The 16,128-nt window shown below is 62.3% G+C and carries 17 protein-coding genes; 3 read left to right on the top strand and 14 right to left on the bottom strand.

Features of this window, described 5'->3' with window-relative positions:
- Window positions 1-72 precede the first annotated feature (72 nt).
- The 9 genes from LJX93_RS18255 to LJX93_RS18295 all read right to left on the bottom strand — a co-directional run bounded on the left by LJX93_RS18255 (window position 73) and on the right by LJX93_RS18295 (window position 7,157).
- Window positions 73-678, bottom strand: a complete 606-nt coding sequence (locus tag LJX93_RS18255) for an START domain-containing protein (protein WP_227696267.1) — start codon at window positions 676-678, stop codon at window positions 73-75.
- Between the two features lie 33 nt (window positions 679-711).
- Window positions 712-966 carry a YkgJ family cysteine cluster protein gene (locus LJX93_RS18260; protein WP_033699278.1) on the bottom strand — a complete coding sequence of 85 codons (255 nt, stop codon included), beginning with the start codon at window positions 964-966 and terminating at the stop codon, window positions 712-714.
- Between the two features lie 130 nt (window positions 967-1,096).
- Complete coding sequence (locus LJX93_RS18265) at window positions 1,097-1,585, bottom strand: hypothetical protein (protein WP_033699280.1); 489 nt, start codon at window positions 1,583-1,585, stop codon at window positions 1,097-1,099.
- Window positions 1,586-1,647: 62 nt separating this feature from the next.
- Window positions 1,648-3,090, bottom strand: coding sequence for a PLP-dependent aminotransferase family protein (locus LJX93_RS18270; RefSeq protein ID WP_033699281.1), 1,443 nt, complete (start codon window positions 3,088-3,090; stop codon window positions 1,648-1,650).
- 305 nt (window positions 3,091-3,395) lie between these two features.
- Window positions 3,396-4,208, bottom strand: coding sequence for an OmpA family protein (locus tag LJX93_RS18275; protein WP_033699283.1), 813 nt, complete (start codon window positions 4,206-4,208; stop codon window positions 3,396-3,398).
- A complete protein-coding gene (locus LJX93_RS18280) occupies window positions 4,205-4,558 on the bottom strand; it encodes a DUF4398 domain-containing protein (RefSeq protein WP_033699285.1) in 354 nt (117 codons plus the stop codon). Before LJX93_RS18280 ends, LJX93_RS18275 begins: the two co-directional genes overlap by 4 nt.
- A 9-nt stretch (window positions 4,559-4,567) precedes the next feature.
- Window positions 4,568-5,389 (bottom strand): substrate-binding periplasmic protein, encoded by an 822-nt coding sequence (locus LJX93_RS18285; protein WP_033699287.1) that lies wholly within the window; start codon window positions 5,387-5,389, stop codon window positions 4,568-4,570.
- Between the two features lie 88 nt (window positions 5,390-5,477).
- Window positions 5,478-6,407, bottom strand: a complete 930-nt coding sequence (locus LJX93_RS18290) for an electron transfer flavoprotein subunit alpha/FixB family protein (RefSeq protein WP_033699289.1) — start codon at window positions 6,405-6,407, stop codon at window positions 5,478-5,480.
- Window positions 6,408-7,157: an electron transfer flavoprotein subunit beta/FixA family protein gene (locus tag LJX93_RS18295; protein WP_033699291.1), complete on the bottom strand. Its 750-nt coding sequence runs from the start codon at window positions 7,155-7,157 to the stop codon at window positions 6,408-6,410.
- A 556-nt stretch (window positions 7,158-7,713) separates the two neighbouring features.
- On the opposite strand from LJX93_RS18295, the gene LJX93_RS18300 reads away from it, so the two are divergent.
- The gene (locus LJX93_RS18300; RefSeq protein ID WP_033699293.1) at window positions 7,714-9,378 is read left to right on the top strand and encodes an electron transfer flavoprotein-ubiquinone oxidoreductase; all 1,665 of its coding nucleotides are present in this window, start codon (window positions 7,714-7,716) and stop codon (window positions 9,376-9,378) included.
- 69 nt (window positions 9,379-9,447) lie between these two features.
- Here LJX93_RS18300 and LJX93_RS18305 read toward each other — a convergent pair whose 3' ends face one another.
- The 5 genes from LJX93_RS18305 to LJX93_RS18325 form a co-directional block, all read right to left on the bottom strand.
- Window positions 9,448-9,849, bottom strand: coding sequence for a type II TA system antitoxin MqsA family protein (locus LJX93_RS18305; protein WP_033699296.1), 402 nt, complete (start codon window positions 9,847-9,849; stop codon window positions 9,448-9,450).
- A 2-nt stretch (window positions 9,850-9,851) separates the two neighbouring features.
- Entirely contained in the window at window positions 9,852-10,148 is a 297-nt protein-coding gene (locus LJX93_RS18310) for a type II toxin-antitoxin system MqsR family toxin (protein WP_227696268.1), read from the bottom strand.
- 94 nt (window positions 10,149-10,242) lie between these two features.
- Complete coding sequence (locus LJX93_RS18315) at window positions 10,243-11,568, bottom strand: MFS transporter (protein ID WP_047581286.1); 1,326 nt, start codon at window positions 11,566-11,568, stop codon at window positions 10,243-10,245.
- Between the two features lie 69 nt (window positions 11,569-11,637).
- Window positions 11,638-12,111, bottom strand: a complete 474-nt coding sequence (locus tag LJX93_RS18320; RefSeq protein WP_033699301.1) for a response regulator — start codon at window positions 12,109-12,111, stop codon at window positions 11,638-11,640.
- Between the two features lie 168 nt (window positions 12,112-12,279).
- A complete protein-coding gene (locus tag LJX93_RS18325; RefSeq protein WP_033699303.1) occupies window positions 12,280-12,756 on the bottom strand; it encodes a sigma-70 family RNA polymerase sigma factor in 477 nt (158 codons plus the stop codon).
- 231 nt (window positions 12,757-12,987) lie between these two features.
- Between LJX93_RS18325 and LJX93_RS18330 the strand changes: the two genes are divergently transcribed.
- Window positions 12,988-14,160, top strand: coding sequence for an efflux RND transporter periplasmic adaptor subunit (locus LJX93_RS18330; protein WP_227696269.1), 1,173 nt, complete (start codon window positions 12,988-12,990; stop codon window positions 14,158-14,160).
- Window positions 14,161-16,125, top strand: a complete 1,965-nt coding sequence (locus tag LJX93_RS18335; RefSeq protein WP_033699307.1) for a MacB family efflux pump subunit — start codon at window positions 14,161-14,163, stop codon at window positions 16,123-16,125.
- The last annotated feature ends 3 nt before the right edge of the window (window positions 16,126-16,128 follow it).

The following is a 16,128-nucleotide window of genomic DNA, read 5'->3' on the forward strand; positions in this document are numbered from 1 at the left end:
CTCATCGAGCCGAACGCAAAAAGGCTGCCCTCGGGCAGCCTTTTTTATTGCCTAGCAGGCAACTCGACTAATTCAGTTTTTCTCGGCCCGCTCACGCAACCCTTTCAGGGTATTGAACGGCGCATCGACCACGAATTTGTTGGCCACCATCGCCGGCACACTGCCACCCGGCTCGGTGTGCACCTGATAGGTCACTTCCGTGCTGTCCCCCTTGGGTACCAACTTCCAGAAGCCCTCGACCTTCGCCACTCGCACAAAGCCCTTCTCTTCCGGGATATAGGTCGGCTCTTCCTTCAGGCTGCGCGTCAGGCTGCCATCCGCACCCTTGACCGTGGTGACATGCAGCACCGAATCGCGCGGCGTCACCGGCCAGGGCGTATTGAACTGGGTGTAGGTCCAGCTCTGGTCGCCTTCGTGCTTGAGCAGCTTCTGCGACTTGCACTCGTGAATCCAGGCACAAGCCCCGACCACGTCTTCTTGCAGCGCCTGGACCTTGGCCAGTGGCGCCTTGATCACGGTGACACCGCGATAGGCCTTGTACTTGGAGCCCGCCACTTCACTGAGGGAGACCTTGATGCCCTCCTCGTCCTTGGCCACCTGCCAGTTCTCGGCCCAGGCGGCGGGCGCCAGCAACACACCCATGCCACACAGCAGTGCAATACGCTTGAACGATCTCATCATCTTTATCCTTGTTGTCGAAGATCCAGCCTGTCACGCCGCCGTCATCTGCTCCCACCAGCCGAGAATCCTGATTGCCTCATCGCGATCACTGCCGCACACCTCGACATCCGCCTTGAAACCGCCGCACACCGCCGGGCGTTCGGGCTTGCCGAACAGGTCGCAGAGGTTGTCGACAGTCAGGTGCAGGCAGCGCTCACCGGCCGGCTTGCCATGCGGCATGCGCGGCATGGCAGAGCTGATGGACGGGGCGATGCAGCAGGCACCACACCCCTCACGGCAATTCATGGCTATTCATCAAAATCAGGTCTCTGTGGAGCAAAATGGGACGAACGTCCCCGGATAGTAACCGCTCAAACGTGCGTTTGAAATTGCTGGCCCGATGAAATCTGCCGTGACCCGGCAGTCAGTTCACTGGCTACTGGCGGTACTCGAATTCGATCGCTGCCCCTTCAACATCGCGGCGGCTTTCATTGCGCAACTGCAGCTGCATTTCATTGCTGATCAATCGGCCATTGAGCTGGAACGGGCTTTCATCGCCCTGGGGTTTTTCGGTAAACATTGCGGGCAGCAAAGGTTTGCGCCGTGTGGCCGAACTGCCGACATTCGGCTCAAGGTCATTGACCATTTCGACAGGCAGGCTCAGGTCGAGCTTGGGCTGGGGCAGCGGCTTGGCCACCGCCTTGCTGACCGGCTTGCGCGCAGACTTTGGCTTTGGCTTTGGCTTGGGCTTGGGCTTGGCCTTGCTGACAGCCTGCTTCGACACAGGCTTGGCAGGGGCCTTCTGCGCAGGCTTGGCCTGGCGAGCCTGTGCCTCGGCGGCAGGCTGAGCAGCCTGCGCCACTGCGCCAAAGTGGCAGAGCGGCACGAGGCAAAAACTAAGGGCGATACAGCGCAACAGTTTCATGGACATCGACAGTCAGGCTGGAAAAATGCATATGCTCCCTGTTCCGCCTGCGCCTGGCAAGCCTACAAAAGTGAACCCGTAGGCTCTCTGCACAATTGCTGAGCCAAAAGGCCAAGGGTGATCACCGCCCGCTCGGCCTCTTTATTCCACGGAATCCCGCAGTTAAGCCGGATGCAGTGGTTGAACTGCTCAGTGTTACTGAAGATCAACCCGGGCGCGATACTGATACCCTGCTCCAGCGCCCGCACATGCAAGTCCTGGGTATTGACCCGCCCCGGCAGGCTCACCCAAAGGATGAAGCCACCGGTAGGCCGGGTCATCTGGGTGCCTTCAGGGAAGTGCTGTTGCACCGCCAACTGGTAGGCACTGAGGTTCTTGCGGTACTCCTGGCGGATGTAGCGCAGATGGCGGTCATAGCCGCCGTTCTCCAGATAGGCGGCCACCCCCATCTGCGTCACGCTGCACGCCGAATGGGTGGTGAACGTCTGCAGCCGCTGGATTTCATCCTGGTAGCGCCCCGCCACCATCCAGCCGACCCGCACACCCGGTGACAACGTCTTGGAAAAACTCGAGCAGTAGATCACCCGGTCGAGCCGATCGAATGCCTTGAGCGCCTTGGTCTTGCCCTGCTCGAACATCAGCTCGCCATAGATGTCGTCTTCGACGATCTGGATATCGAAGTCCGAGGCCAGGCGTAGCAACTGCTTCTGGCGTTCTTCAGGGATGGTGCCACCCAACGGGTTGCTCAGGCGCGAGGTCAGTACCAGCGCCTTGATCGACCACTGGTTGGCGGCCAACTGCAAGGCCTCGAGGCTGATGCCCGTAGACGGGTCGCTGGGGATCTCGATCACCTTCAGGCCAAGCAAATCGGCCAACTGCAGCAGGCCGTAGTAGGTCGGGGACTCGGCGGCGATCAGGTCGCCTGGACGAGTCAGCACCCGCAGCGACATCTGCAGCGCATCGACACAGCCATGGGTCACGATGACTTCACGCGGGTCTACCAACACGCCGGCATCGCGCATGCGAATGGCAATCTGCCGGCGCAACGGCTCAAAGCCCGGGCTGAACATGTAACTGAACGCGCGCGGGCTGTGAAAGCGAGTCACCTTGGCAATCTGCTGATGCAGGGCGCGCACCGGCAGGTAGTCCACATGGGGCACCGCTGCGCCGAACGGAAATACGCCATCGCGGCGCGCCTCGGTCAATACCTGCTGGATGATACTTGCCCGGGTCACTAGGCCCGGGCGCTCCACCCGGGCGATATCCGGCGTTTGCGCAGTGAGGGCCGGGGTCTGGTGAACGTAATAACCCGACTGCGGGCGCGCGCGGATCAGCCCCTGGTCTTCGAGATTGGCATAGGCCTGCAGCACCGTGGCGTGGCTGACATTGAGCTGGGCGCTCATCTTGCGCACCGACGGCACGCGCTCGCCTGGCTGGTAGACACCGCGACGGATGTCATCGGCCAGTTGCTGGGCGATACGCTGATATAGCAGCAGGTTAGTCATGGCGATATCTCGACGCGCGGACGGGCTCGTTATTCTTGTGCGACACACTGACGGCAGAGAATACCGTAACAGTTGCGAAGTGTACGGGGACAGATTGCAGAATAGCCAACAATACAGTTGCGTGACAGCACCCGGCCAATTTCCCAGGATTGCGTGCTTGGTTGTAGGAGCGGCCTTGCGTCGCGAAAGGGCCGCAGCGCGGCCCCAGCGCTTTATGTGTCAGCGCAAAATCCGGAGCCTGCTTCGCCCCCCCCTTTTCGCGACGCAAGGCCGCGCCTACAACTGTTCGTCGATCGTTGAAGGGATCAACGCGCCGGCGCGAGCTTGCCCTTGTCATCAGAGAAGACGATCTCGACCCGGCGATTCTGCGCCCTGCCCCGCTCCGACGCGTTGGCCTCGATCGGGTACTGGTCACCGTAGCCTTCAACCTGCAGACGCTTCTCGTCGATACCCAGGTCCGCCAGCATGTCGGCCACTGCCTGCGCGCGATCACGCGAAAGCTTCAGGTTGTCTTCCGGCGCACCGGTGCTGTCGGTATACCCCTCGATTCGCACCACCCGGCGCGGATTGAGTTGAAGGAACTGCACCAGCTTGAGCACGGTGCGGCTGGCCGAGTTTTTAAGGTCGGCACGCCCGGTGTCGAACAGCACGTCACCCAGGGTCATCACCAGGCCACGGTCCGTCTGCTCCGAAGCCAGCGCGGCAATCTGCGATTCGACCCACTTGCCTTGCTGCTGGACGCTGGCCAGCTTCGCCTCACGCAGCGCCAGCTGCAGACGCTGACGCTCAAGGTCGAGCTTGGCCAGGCGCTCCTGGTTCAGCGCGAGCTTGGCGTGCTCGCTGGCGATTTCGCTGTAGCGCTGACTCAGGTAGGCGTAATGGCGTACATCGGTGCCGGTGCCGATATAACTGGAAAGGCGCTCGGCCCGCGCCAGTGATTCACCTGCGCGGATCACGTCGCGGGGTGCGCTGCGCAGCACGTCGGAATCGTCCTTGACCTTCTGGAAGGTTGCACTGGCCTCATCCAGTGCCGCCTCGCTGCGCTGGCTGGCGCAACCCTGCAAGCCTGCGGTCAACGCCAGCAACACCAGCGCGGCCATGGGTGTAGAACGCATCATGGCTGCACCTCCAGCTGTTTGCGCAGGCGCTTGACCCGCGACTGCAGCAGTTGCAGCTGCTCTTCACTCTTCTGGTTCAACACCTGCGCCTCGGCAAGGCGCGCATCCAGCTCAGCCTGCTCGGCACGCATGCGCGCATCGCGAAAGTCTTCGGTGAGCATGTTGGTCTTGGCCCGGGCAAGCTTGTCTTCGGCCAGCTTCAGCGCTTCGACCTGGTCGGTGGCGCCGACAGCCTTGGCCTGTTCCAGCGCCTGCTCGGAAATGCGCAGTTGCTCGTTCGGCGCCGGGTCGTTGGCGCAACCCGCCAGGCCGAGCACGGCCAGAGCAAGGATCAGTGGTTGGATTCTCACGCAATCTTCCTAGTGTTTGGGGGCGTCCAGCGGCACCTGCATCTGCGCCTTCCAGCGCTCGACATTACGTTGCAGCACAGCCTCGGACGCACCGGAGATCGGCAATTCTGTCAGTTTTTTCGCCAATTGCCCACGCAGCCAGCTGTCATTGCATGCCGAGTTGTGTGACACGGCCAGGTACAACCCAGGGCGATCTACCGGCAGGCCGCGGGCAATCAGGTCGTTGCTCATGCCCAGGCTCTGGATCATGGCCATGCCGGAGTAGCGCCCGGCAAGCACATAGTCCACCTGCCCCAGCACTAGCTTCTGGAACGCCTGGGTCAGGTTCTGCGCCGGCTGCAACTTCAGGTGCGCTTTGGCAAAGGCTTCAAAGGCGGGGGTCAGACGTGCACGCTCGGACAAGCTGCCCTGGTAGTTGGCCAGATCCGCCGGGCCATTGAAGGCCAGCTCAGCGTCATGACGGGTCCAGACCAGGTATTCGTTCAACTGCAAAGGTGGGTGGATATAGTCCAGCGCCGTCAGTTGCCCGACCTGCAGCGGGGTATCGAGCAGCAGGTCCATACGCCCGCTGCGAACCTCCTCAAGGGCCTGGTCGCGCCGACCGGCACTCAGCACGTCCACCTTGACCCCCAGCTCGCTGGCCACCTGCTGCAACAGCTCGACATTGGCGCCAATCAGGTGCTTTGGGTCCTTCGGGTCCTGCCAGGAGTAGGGAGGCGCATCAGGGCTGCCGGTCGCCACCAGGCGCTCGCACTTGCCTGCTGCCATTGTCGCCGACGACAGCAACGCCGCCATGCACGCCAGCACCCCGCCTGCTTTGCCAAACCTCATGCTCACTCCTGGCTGTGACACTGAAATCCATAAAAAAACCCGGCCCTCAGTACGAGGGCCGGGCTTCTTTATAAGTGAAGCAGGCGGATCAGACCAGCTTTTCCAGCTCCGGAACCGCTTCGAACAGGTCAGCGACCAGGCCGTAATCGGCAACCTGGAAGATCGGCGCTTCTTCGTCCTTGTTGATCGCAACGATCACTTTGGAGTCTTTCATGCCCGCCAGGTGCTGGATCGCGCCGGAGATACCGACGGCGATGTACAGCTGCGGTGCGACGATCTTGCCGGTCTGGCCGACCTGCATGTCGTTGGGCACAAAACCTGCGTCGACCGCAGCGCGCGAGGCGCCCACAGCAGCGCCGAGCTTGTCGGCGAGGCTGTACAGGTGCTTGAAGTTGTCGCCGTTGCCCATGCCACGGCCGCCGGAAACGACGATCTTGGCTGCAGTCAGCTCTGGGCGGTCGGACTTGGCCAGCTCTTCACCCACGAAGGACGACTTGCCAGCGTCATGGGCGGCAGCGACGGTTTCAACCGAGGCAGAACCGCCTTCGGCCGCGACTGCGTCGAAACCGGTGGTACGCACGGTGATGACCTTGACCGCAGCGCTGGATTGCACAGTGGCAATGGCGTTACCGGCGTAGATCGGGCGCTTGAAGGTGTCGGCCGATTCGACCGCGATGATCTCGGAGATCTGGTCGACGTCCAGCAGTGCGGCAACGCGCGGCAGGATGTTCTTGCCGTTGGTGGTGGCCGGGGCCAGCACGTGGCTATAGCCCTTGGCCAGCTCGACGATCAGCGGCGCTGCGTTTTCAGGCAGCAGATGGGCATAGGCGGCGTTGTCAGCCACCAGCACCTTGGCAACACCGGCGATCTTGGCAGCGGCTTCGGCGACACCACCGACGTTCTGGCCTGCGACCAGCACGTGCACATCACCACCGATTTTGGCGGCAGCGGCGACAGTGTTCAGGGTGGCCGGGGCCACGGCGCCGTTTTCGTATTCAGCGATAACCAGGATAGTCATTTAGATTACCTTCGCCTCGTTCTTCAGTTTCTCGACCAGTTCTGCCACCGACTTGACCTTGATACCCGCGCTGCGTGCAGCAGGCGCTTCGACCTTGAGGGTCTTGTTGGTGGAGGCCAGGGAAACGCCCAGCGCGTCTGGCGTGACGGTTTCCAGCGGCTTTTTCTTGGCCTTCATGATGTTCGGCAGCGACGCGTAGCGCGGCTCGTTCAGGCGCAGGTCGGTGGTGACGATCGCTGGCAGGTTCAGCGATACGGTCTGCAGGCCGCCATCGATTTCACGGGTGACGTTCAGTTTGTCGCCAGCGACTTCCACCTTGGAGGCGAAGGTACCCTGGGCGTAACCGGTCAGCGCGGCCAGCATCTGGCCGGTCTGGTTGTTGTCGCTGTCGATGGCCTGCTTGCCGAGGATGACCAGCTGTGGCTGCTCTTTGTCGACGATAGCCTTGAGCGCCTTGGCCACGGCCAGGGAGTTCAGTTCGTCAGCGGCTTCTACCAGGATGGCGCGATCGGCACCCAGGGCCAGGGCGGTACGCAGTTGCTCCTGGGCAGTGGTCGGGCCGACGGAAACCACGACGATCTCGGTCGCAATACCCTTTTCTTTCAGGCGTACGGCTTCCTCAACGGCGATTTCGCAGAAGGGGTTCATGGACATCTTGACGTTTGCAAGGTCGACGCCGGAGTTGTCCGCTTTGACGCGAACCTTGACGTTGTAGTCGACCACTCGTTTGACAGCTACAAGAACCTTCATGGATTCCTCGTTACTCTCCGGTGAATAGAAAGTCGCCTGGGGACATGCCCGGCGATGCGCGTGGGTACAAGGGCACCTCTAAAAACGTACCGGGTAGAGCAAACTTCAAGGTGACCGAGCAGTCTTGTCATGACGCTTGCGGCAAATACCCGCGGGTCATTTTCTGTGGTGGCGTGTAAACTCCACTACAAACCGTGAATTGGCCGCAAAGCCTTACTCCACACCTGGTTTTTAGAGGTGTACCTGCGCCCGGCGACAAGCCTACGGCGAACGTAAAACCGCTCGTATCTTGACCGCAACACCCAATCCGGTCAATACGGCAAATCGGTCACCCTCCAGCCGCACTCCTGTGATTTTACTGGCCTGCGGCAAATTCAAACAAACGTTTGTATTGGACCCGCCAAGTGGTGTAGATATAATGCGCGGCCAAGACAAAACGGTGTAGTCCATCCTCTGCGCTGCTACAGCTCCGCGCCCGTGAAGCGCGGTGCGCATGATCACCCCACACCCATAAGACCAAGCAACAGCACGAGCCTTGATGAGTAGGAGAGAACCAGTGGAACGCGAATACATGGAATTCGACGTGGTCATCGTCGGCGCCGGCCCGGCGGGGCTGTCCGCCGCCTGCCGCCTGAAGCAGAAGGCCGCCGAAGCCGGTAGCGAGATCAGCGTCTGCGTGGTCGAGAAAGGCTCTGAAGTCGGTGCCCACATCCTCTCCGGCGCGGTATTCGAACCGCGCGCACTGAACGAGTTGTTCCCCGACTGGAAAGAACTCGGCGCACCGCTCAACACTGCGGTAAAGCGCGACGACATCTACGTGCTCAAGGATGGCGGCAGCTCGATCAAGGTCCCGGACCTGTTCGTGCCCAAGACCATGCACAACGAGGGCAACTACATCATCTCGCTGGGCAACCTGTGCCGCTGGCTGGCCCAGCAGGCCGAGAACCTGGGCGTGGAGATCTACCCAGGTTTCGCTGCCCAGGAAGCGCTATTCGATGAAAACGGCGTGGTGCGCGGTATCGTCACCGGCGACCTGGGTGTCGACCGCGAAGGCAACCCGAAAGACGGCCTGTACACCCCTGGCATGGAACTGCGCGCCAAGTACACGCTGTTCGCCGAAGGCTGCCGTGGGCACATCGGCAAGCAGCTGATCAAGCGCTTCAACCTCGACAGTGAATCCGACGTCCAGCATTACGGCATCGGCCTCAAGGAAATCTGGGAAATCGACCCGAGCAAGCACGAACAGGGCCTGGTGGTACACACTGCCGGCTGGCCGCTGGACGTGGTGAGCACCGAGAACACCGGTGGCTCGTTCCTGTATCACCTGGAAAACAACCAGGTGGTGGTCGGCCTGATCGTCGACCTGTCCTACGCCAACCCGTACCTGTCGCCGTTCGACGAGTTCCAGCGCCTCAAGCACCACCCGGTGATCAGCCAGTACCTCGAAGGCGGCAAGCGCATCAGCTACGGCGCCCGCGCCCTGGCCAAGGGCGGGATCAACTCGCTGCCGAAGATGGTCTTCAACGGTGGCGCGCTGATCGGTTGCGACTTGGGCACCATGAACGTGGCCAAGATCAAGGGCAGCCACACGGCGATGAAGTCTGGCATGCTCGCCGCCGACGCAGTGGCCGACGCATTGATTGCCGGCAGCGAGGGTGGCGACGCACTCACTACCTATGTCGACGCCTTCAAGGCCAGCTGGCTGCATGAAGAGCTGTTCGCCAGCCGCAACTTCGGCCCGGCCATGCACAAGTTCGGCCCGTTGTTCGGCGCAGCCTTCAACTATGTCGACCAGAACTGGTTCGGCGGCAAGCTGCCGTTCACCTTGCACGACACCAAGCCGGACTACGCCTGCCTCAAGCTCGCGGCCGATTCGAAAAAAATCGACTACCCGAAACCAGACGGCAAGCTCAGCTTCGACAAGCTCAGCTCGGTATTCCTCTCCAGCACCAACCATGAAGAGGAACAACCCTGCCACCTGAAGCTGACCGACCCGAACGTGCCGATCGCCAGCAACCTGCCGCTGTACGACGAACCGGCCCAACGCTACTGCCCGGCCGGCGTGTACGAAGTGGTCAGCCAGGAAGACGGCAGCAAGCGCTTCCAGATCAACGCGCAGAACTGCGTGCACTGCAAGACCTGCGACATCAAGGACCCGGCCCAGAACATCACCTGGGTTACCCCTGAAGGCGCCGGCGGGCCGAACTACCCGAACATGTAAGGCCATGCCCCTGCAGCAACAAAAGCCCCTGCCTCCGTGGAGTCAGGGGCTTTTTGTTGCCTGCTCGCATCAGGCTGTACGCACTTCCTCGAACAGTTCGGGGTGGCGATCCAGTAGCTTCAGCAGCTTTACCAGCGCCACGGGTGGCGTGGTCTTGCCATTTTCATAACGGGAGAACGCATTGACCCCGCCACCAAAAATTTCCCCCGCTTGCCGCTGATCGAGGTCGAACTTCCTGCGTATGGAGGCAATGAAAGAAGGGTCCACTACAGTTGCATTGACTTGGCGCTCGAATGCCGTCATCAGATCGCTGACACGCATGGCTTGATCATGGCTCAGCACGCACTCACCGCATGCGGAACAATAATCGCCACTTACGTCCGGGATCAGGGTCGTCTCTCCCTTGTAGCGATAAGGCATGCCCTGAGTGTCAGGTGCAAGCTCGGCACCCCCGCAAATTGGACATCTCATGATTACAACTCCTTGAAGGACACGATAAGCACGTCGTTGACCACGGACACTTTCAGGTAAACGTAGCCAACCGCTGTAAACGGGCGGTATACGTCCTGCCAAACCCGGTGATCAATATGGCTGGTCATGCTTTTGTAGAAATCAGTGCGCTTCAAGCTAGTGATTACCTCAAGCATTCCCGGAAAATCCATTCCTAGCGCCTTAGCATCTCTTAATGCAGTGCCCGTAGGGCTGACGCGCCTTGCCGCAGTCAGGGCTTTTATCCGCTCCAGCGGGCAATGAGGCGTTCTCTTTTCCATGAGAAATTAACCTTCCAGGTTAAATTTGGCTAATAGGTTATTCCAATAGCCCCCACCTGGAAGTCTGCCCCACCCCCCACCTGCCTCTAATGCCTCATTTGTCACCACACATGATCGGCATCCGCTCCGCCGCAAACGCCAAAGGCTCACGACGCCCGAAATACAGGGCCGTGAGCAGCCCCACCGCGCCCATGATCAGACAAAAGCCGACACACACCCACGGGCTCCACGGCATCAGAGCGATCAGCGCCAAGGGCGTGGTACTCGCCCACAGGGCATAGGCAATGTTGTAGGTGAAGGAGATGCCCGAAACCCGGATCTGCGCCGGGAACAGCCCGACCATCACCGACGGCACCACGCCCACCACGCCGCAGCACAGCCCCGCCAGCGCATAGGCCAGCCAGGTCATGCCCCACTGCCCCACCAGGCTCGCATACAACGCCCCGATACCCAGCGGCAGCAGCAGGCTGTAGATCATCAGCGCACGCCAGGCGCCCAGGCGATCGACCAGCAGCCCGGCCAGCACACAGCCGATATTCAGGAACACGATACCTACACTGCTCAAGGCAAAGGTGTGCGCAGCGGTCATGCCGAAGCGCTGCTGCATCACCGTCGGCGTGATCACCACCAACACCACCACTGCCGACGTCAGCACGCAGGTCAGCAGCGCTGCCGGGAGCAACGCCCCACGATGCTCGCCCAGCACCCGCCGCAGGGGGAACGCCACGGGTTGTTCCTTACGCTCGCGCAAGGCCATGAACACCGGTGTTTCACTTAGCCAGCGGCGCAACCACACGCCGATCACACCAAATACCCCCCCGAGCAGGAAGGGGTAACGCCAGGCGTAATCGAGAATTTCCTGCGCGGTAAACGCCTGGGCCAACAAGGTCGCGGTCAGCGCCCCCAGCAGGTAGCCAAAGGTCAACCCGGCTTGCAGGAAACCCAAGGCATAACCGCGCCGACCTTGCGGCGCGTGCTCGGCAACGAACGTCCAGGCGCTTGGCACCTCCCCGCCGACCGCAGCCCCCTGCAGAATGCGCAGTGCCAGCAAAATCAGTGGCGCCGCGTAGCCGATGTCGGCATAGGTTGGCATCACCCCGATCAGCAGGCACGGCAGGGCCATCATCAGGATGCTCAGGCTGAACACCCGCTTGCGCCCCAAGTGATCGGCGAAATGCGCCATGACGATGCCCCCCAGCGGCCGCGCCAGGTAGCCCGTCACGAAGATTCCGAAGCTTTGCAGCAGGCGCAGCCATTCGGGCATTTCGGGCGGGAAGAACAACTTGCTCAGGGTCAGGGCGAAGAACACGAAGATGATGAAATCGTAGATTTCCAGCGCGCCACCCAGCGCCGCCAGGCCCAGGGTCCGGTGGTCGCCACGGCTGAACCGGGGCGGGCGAGCGGTATCGATGGCAGTCATGGCAGGGTCCGCAGATCGGCAAAGGGCAAGAGGATAGCAAATACCTGCCTTGCCCTGCCCGCCTTGGCGCTAGCGGCTGAACACCGTCTGCGCGAAGTTCACCCGCGGGCGCAGTGTGCTGGCCGGAGCTGCCACAGGCAGTGGCAGCTTGCCGACCAGCAGCGGCGCGTCGATGATCGCCATGAACGACTCGAGCGCCTCGTTATCCGGCGCCTGCGGCAGGCTCAGGCTGACGGACTGGCGTTCGGTCTGCGGCACGGCGGGCACTTTCAACTGCGAGGAGTGATAAAGCAGCGCATGCTGGATCTGCGTGCTGACCCGGCAGAAGCGCGCCAGGTCGACGCCAACATGGCTGGCCAGCTCGATGTTGCCCAACAGCAGGTGAAAGGGCTGCAAGGCACACTGCACCAGGCGCTGCAGCTCCTCGAAGCTGTCCACGGGTGCAATCCGGTAATAGCCAAGGCCATTGAGCAGTTTCTCCAGCTGCAAACGCTGGCAAGGATGCTCGTCGGCGATGAGGATGCGCAGGGTCTTGTTTGCCATTGTCGGACCTGGGCAGTAGGTAAAAAGGGACACTCCCTGACCATACTGCGCCAGTAACGGCAATCGCCAAAGCTATGCCTGGCTGGGGTCTCTCTTGATAGTTGTCGGGAAACCCGCAGAAATCAAGTGACGGGGTGACGGAATTTTCATCCGCCTTTCACCCGTTTTTCAGGATTCCCACTCGCGCATGCGCACACGGCAGTGCTTCATGGCATTGACGATGTGCTTTTCAACCACACTGCGGGACACCCCCAGATGCTCGGCAATCTGCTGATGCGACAGGCCATCGAGCTTGCGCAGCAGGAAGCAGTCGCGACAAACCTTGCCCAGTTCATCCAGGGCGCGCTGCATCAGCGCCAGGCGCTGGTCGAGCTGCATGTCGTGGGTGAGTGCCGGGCTGTGCCAGCGCTCGTCGCTGTCGAGTACCTCCAGCGGTTCGGCCTGACGCACCTGGTGGCGCCGGTGACGATCGACCACCAGGTTGAGCGCTGTGCGGTAGAGAAAGGCACGCGGATGCTCGATCCGTTCGGCATCGGTACGTTCCAGTACCCGCAGATAGGCATCGTGCGCGACGTCTTCGGCAGCCTGACGACTGCCCAGGCGCGCGGAGAGGAAGCCCACCAGTTCGCGATAGTAATGTTCCACGACGTTACCTGAGGTCGTCCTGCCTGCCTTTGCCAGAAAGCCGTTTCGGGCAGCTACGCGGGACTGAGTGATGTCAACGTGCGATAGTACAAACTATAATTATTCTCAGCAACACGGCATCCTCCCCTCCGATCACGCTAAATCCGTACCGTCAGCCTTCGTCTAACTGGGACCTCAGTGCGCGCCGCTTTCTTGGCTGTGCGTGGCCATCACCCCTGGCTGGAAGTCTGCATGAGACGTTTACCCCACACCCGCCGTCGGATACTGCTCGGTGGCTTGGCCCTGCTAAGCCTGGGCAGCTTGCTGGCCTGGAAGACCCTGCCCTTCGGCGCGCAGCCGTTCAGCACGGTCGCCGTCACCCGCACCGACATCGAAAGCAGCGTCACCGCCTTGGGCACCCTGCAGCCGCGGCGCTACGTCGACGTGGGTGCCCAGGCTTCCGGACAGATCCATAAATTGCACGTCGAAGCCGGCGACCCGGTGCGCAAAGGCCAGTTGCTGGTCGAGATCGACCCCTCCACCCAGCAAGCCAGGCTCGACGCCGGGCGCTATTCGATCGAGAACCTCAAGGCCCAGCTGGCCGAGCAGCGCGCACAGTTTCAACTGGCCCAGCAGCAGCTCAAGCGCCAGCGCGACCTGGCCGCCGCCGGGGCAACCCGCGACGAAGACGTCCAGGCCGCCGATGCCCAACTCAAGGTGACCCAGGCACGCATCGAAATGTTCCAGGCGCAGATCCGCCAGGCCCAGGCCAACCTGCGCAGTGACGAGGCGGAGCTGGGCTATACGCGGATCTATGCGCCCATGGACGGCACCGTGGTGGCGGTCGATGCCCGTGAAGGCCAGACCCTCAACGCGCAACAGCAGACGCCGTTGATCCTGCGCATCGCCAAGCTTTCGCCCATGACCGTCTGGGCCCAGGTATCGGAAGCCGACATCGGCAAGGTCAAACCCGGCATGACCGCCTACTTCACCACCCTGGCCGGCGGCAAACGCCGCTGGACCAGCACGGTGCGGCAGATTCTGCCAATCCCGCCCAAGCCGCTGGACCAGACCAGCCAGGGCGGTGGCAGCCCGGCCAGCGCCGTCAATGGCACCACCGGCAGCCAAGTGGTGCAGTACACCGTGCTGCTGGACGTCGACAACCCGGACGGCGCCCTGATGGCCGAGATGACCACCCAGGTGTTCTTTGTCGCAGGCCAGGCCAGCCAGGTGCTGACCGTGCCACTTGCGGCGCTGGACGACAGCGAAGGCCTGCGCCTCGCCCGGGTACTCAACAGCAAAGGCGAAGTGGAACAGCGCCAGGTGCGTACCGGCCTGAGCGACCGCCTGCGAGTGCAGGTGCTCGACGGCCTCAGCGAAGGCGAACGCCTGGTCATCGGCGCCCCCAGCGTCAGCGGAGGTTGAATGACGACGCCCCTGATCGAACTGATCGACATCCGCAAGTCTTACGGCGGCGTCGATACCCCCAAGGTCGACATCCTCCAGGGCATCAGCCTGAGCATTCACCCTGGCGAATTCGTCGCCATCGTCGGCGCATCCGGTTCAGGCAAATCGACGCTGATGAACATCCTCGGCTGCCTCGACCGGCCAACCGCCGGCAGTTATCACTTTGCCGGCAAGGACGTGGCCGAGCTGGACAGCGACGAGCTGGCCTGGTTGCGCCGCGAAGCCTTTGGCTTCGTGTTCCAGGGCTACCACCTGATCCCCTCGGGCTCGGCGCAGGAGAACGTCGAGATGCCGGCCATTTACGCCGGCATCGCCGCCAGCGAGCGCCACGCGCGCGCAACCGCCCTGCTCACCCGCCTTGGCCTGGCCAGCCGCACCGGCAACCGCCCGCACCAGTTGTCCGGCGGCCAGCAACAACGGGTGTCAATTGCCCGGGCGCTGATGAACGGCGGCCACATCATCCTCGCCGACGAACCCACCGGCGCGCTCGACAGCCACAGCGGCACCGAAGTCATGGCGCTGCTCGACGAACTGGCCAGCCAGGGCCATGTAATCATCCTGATCACCCACGACCGCGAAGTGGCGGCGCGGGCGCAACGGGTCATCGAAATCCGTGATGGCCTGATCATCAGCGATTCGGCCGCCGAGCATACCCCCGTCAACACCGACCAAGGGCTGCAGGCCGACGACCTGCGCCAGCGCCTGGACCGCGGCGCGACCCTGCGCGGGGCATGGAAAGGTGAACTGATCGAAGCCCTGCAGGCGGCCTGGCGGGTGATGTGGGTCAACCGCTTTCGCACCGCATTGACGCTGCTCGGCATTGTCATCGGGGTGGCCTCGGTGGTGGTCATGCTGGCCGTCGGCGAAGGCAGCAAGCGTCAGGTCATGGCGCAAATGGCGGCATTCGGCTCGAACATCCTCTACCTCAACGGCAAGCCGGCAACGCTCGGCGAGCAGGCCGGCACCATCACCCTCGACGACGTCGCCGCCATCGGCGAACTGCCCCAGGTCAAACACGTCATGCCTGTGATTGGCGAGAAGATGATGGTGCGTCACGGCAACAACAGCCAGCAGTTCTATGTCGGCGGCAACAACACCTGGTTCCCGGAAATCTTCAACTGGCCAGCGGTCGAGGGCGCCTTCTACACCGAGGCCGACGAAGCCAATGCGGCGGCCGTGGCAGTGATCGGCCAAAAGGTGCGGGAAAAGATGCTCGACCCCGGGCGCGACCCGTTGGGGCAGTACATCCTGATTGGCAACGTGCCGTTCCAGGTCGTCGGCATCCTCGCCGGCAAGGGCGCCAGTTCCGGCGACCAGGACAGCGACGGGCGCATCGCGGTGCCCTACTCCGCCGCGGCGATCCGCCTGTTTGGCCAGCGTGACCCGGACTACATCACCGTTGCCGCCCTCGACTCCACACGGGTCAACGAAGCCGAAGCGGCCATCGATCAGCTGCTGCGCCAGCGCCACCAAGGCCGTCAGGACTTCGAGCTGACCAACGATGCGGCATTGATCCAGGCCGAAGCACGCACGCAGAACAGCCTGTCGCTGATGCTGGGGGCGATCGCCGCAATTTCACTGCTGGTGGGCGGCATCGGGGTGATGAACATCATGCTCATGACCGTGCGCGAACGCACCCGTGAAATTGGCATCCGCATGGCCACCGGCGCGCGTCAGCGCGACATCCTGCGGCAGTTTCTGAGCGAGGCCGTGATGCTGTCGATGGTGGGCGGCATTGCCGGCATCGTCCTGGCCCTGGCCATCGGCGGCGGCCTGATGCTGGCCGAGATCGCCGTGGCCTTTGCCCTGCCTGCCATATTCGGCGCGTTCGCCTGCGCTGTCGTCACCGGCATCGTGTTCGGCTTCATGCCGGCCCGCAAGGCCGCCCGACTCGACCCGGTCAAAGCCCTTACCAGCGAATAACCC

This window comes from Pseudomonas sp. HN2-3 (assembly GCF_020691745.1).
In the GTDB taxonomy this organism is placed as follows: Bacteria; Pseudomonadota; Gammaproteobacteria; order Pseudomonadales; family Pseudomonadaceae; genus Aquipseudomonas; species Aquipseudomonas capeferrum.

Coding starts and splice junctions, on each gene's coding strand:
- LJX93_RS18255 (WP_227696267.1), bottom strand. CDS start 678: ATGAGATCGTTCAAGCGTATTGCACTGCTGTGTGGCATGGGTGTGTTG.
- LJX93_RS18260 (WP_033699278.1), bottom strand. CDS start 966: ATGAATTGCCGTGAGGGGTGTGGTGCCTGCTGCATCGCCCCGTCCATC.
- LJX93_RS18265 (WP_033699280.1), bottom strand. CDS start 1,585: ATGAAACTGTTGCGCTGTATCGCCCTTAGTTTTTGCCTCGTGCCGCTC.
- LJX93_RS18270 (WP_033699281.1), bottom strand. CDS start 3,090: ATGACTAACCTGCTGCTATATCAGCGTATCGCCCAGCAACTGGCCGAT.
- LJX93_RS18275 (WP_033699283.1), bottom strand. CDS start 4,208: ATGATGCGTTCTACACCCATGGCCGCGCTGGTGTTGCTGGCGTTGACC.
- LJX93_RS18285 (WP_033699287.1), bottom strand. CDS start 5,389: ATGAGGTTTGGCAAAGCAGGCGGGGTGCTGGCGTGCATGGCGGCGTTG.
- LJX93_RS18290 (WP_033699289.1), bottom strand. CDS start 6,407: ATGACTATCCTGGTTATCGCTGAATACGAAAACGGCGCCGTGGCCCCG.
- LJX93_RS18295 (WP_033699291.1), bottom strand. CDS start 7,157: ATGAAGGTTCTTGTAGCTGTCAAACGAGTGGTCGACTACAACGTCAAG.
- LJX93_RS18305 (WP_033699296.1), bottom strand. CDS start 9,849: ATGAGATGTCCAATTTGCGGGGGTGCCGAGCTTGCACCTGACACTCAG.
- LJX93_RS18310 (WP_227696268.1), bottom strand. CDS start 10,148: ATGGAAAAGAGAACGCCTCATTGCCCGCTGGAGCGGATAAAAGCCCTG.
- LJX93_RS18315 (WP_047581286.1), bottom strand. CDS start 11,568: ATGACTGCCATCGATACCGCTCGCCCGCCCCGGTTCAGCCGTGGCGAC.
- LJX93_RS18320 (WP_033699301.1), bottom strand. CDS start 12,111: ATGGCAAACAAGACCCTGCGCATCCTCATCGCCGACGAGCATCCTTGC.
- LJX93_RS18330 (WP_227696269.1), top strand. CDS start 12,988: ATGAGACGTTTACCCCACACCCGCCGTCGGATACTGCTCGGTGGCTTG.
- LJX93_RS18335 (WP_033699307.1), top strand. CDS start 14,161: ATGACGACGCCCCTGATCGAACTGATCGACATCCGCAAGTCTTACGGC.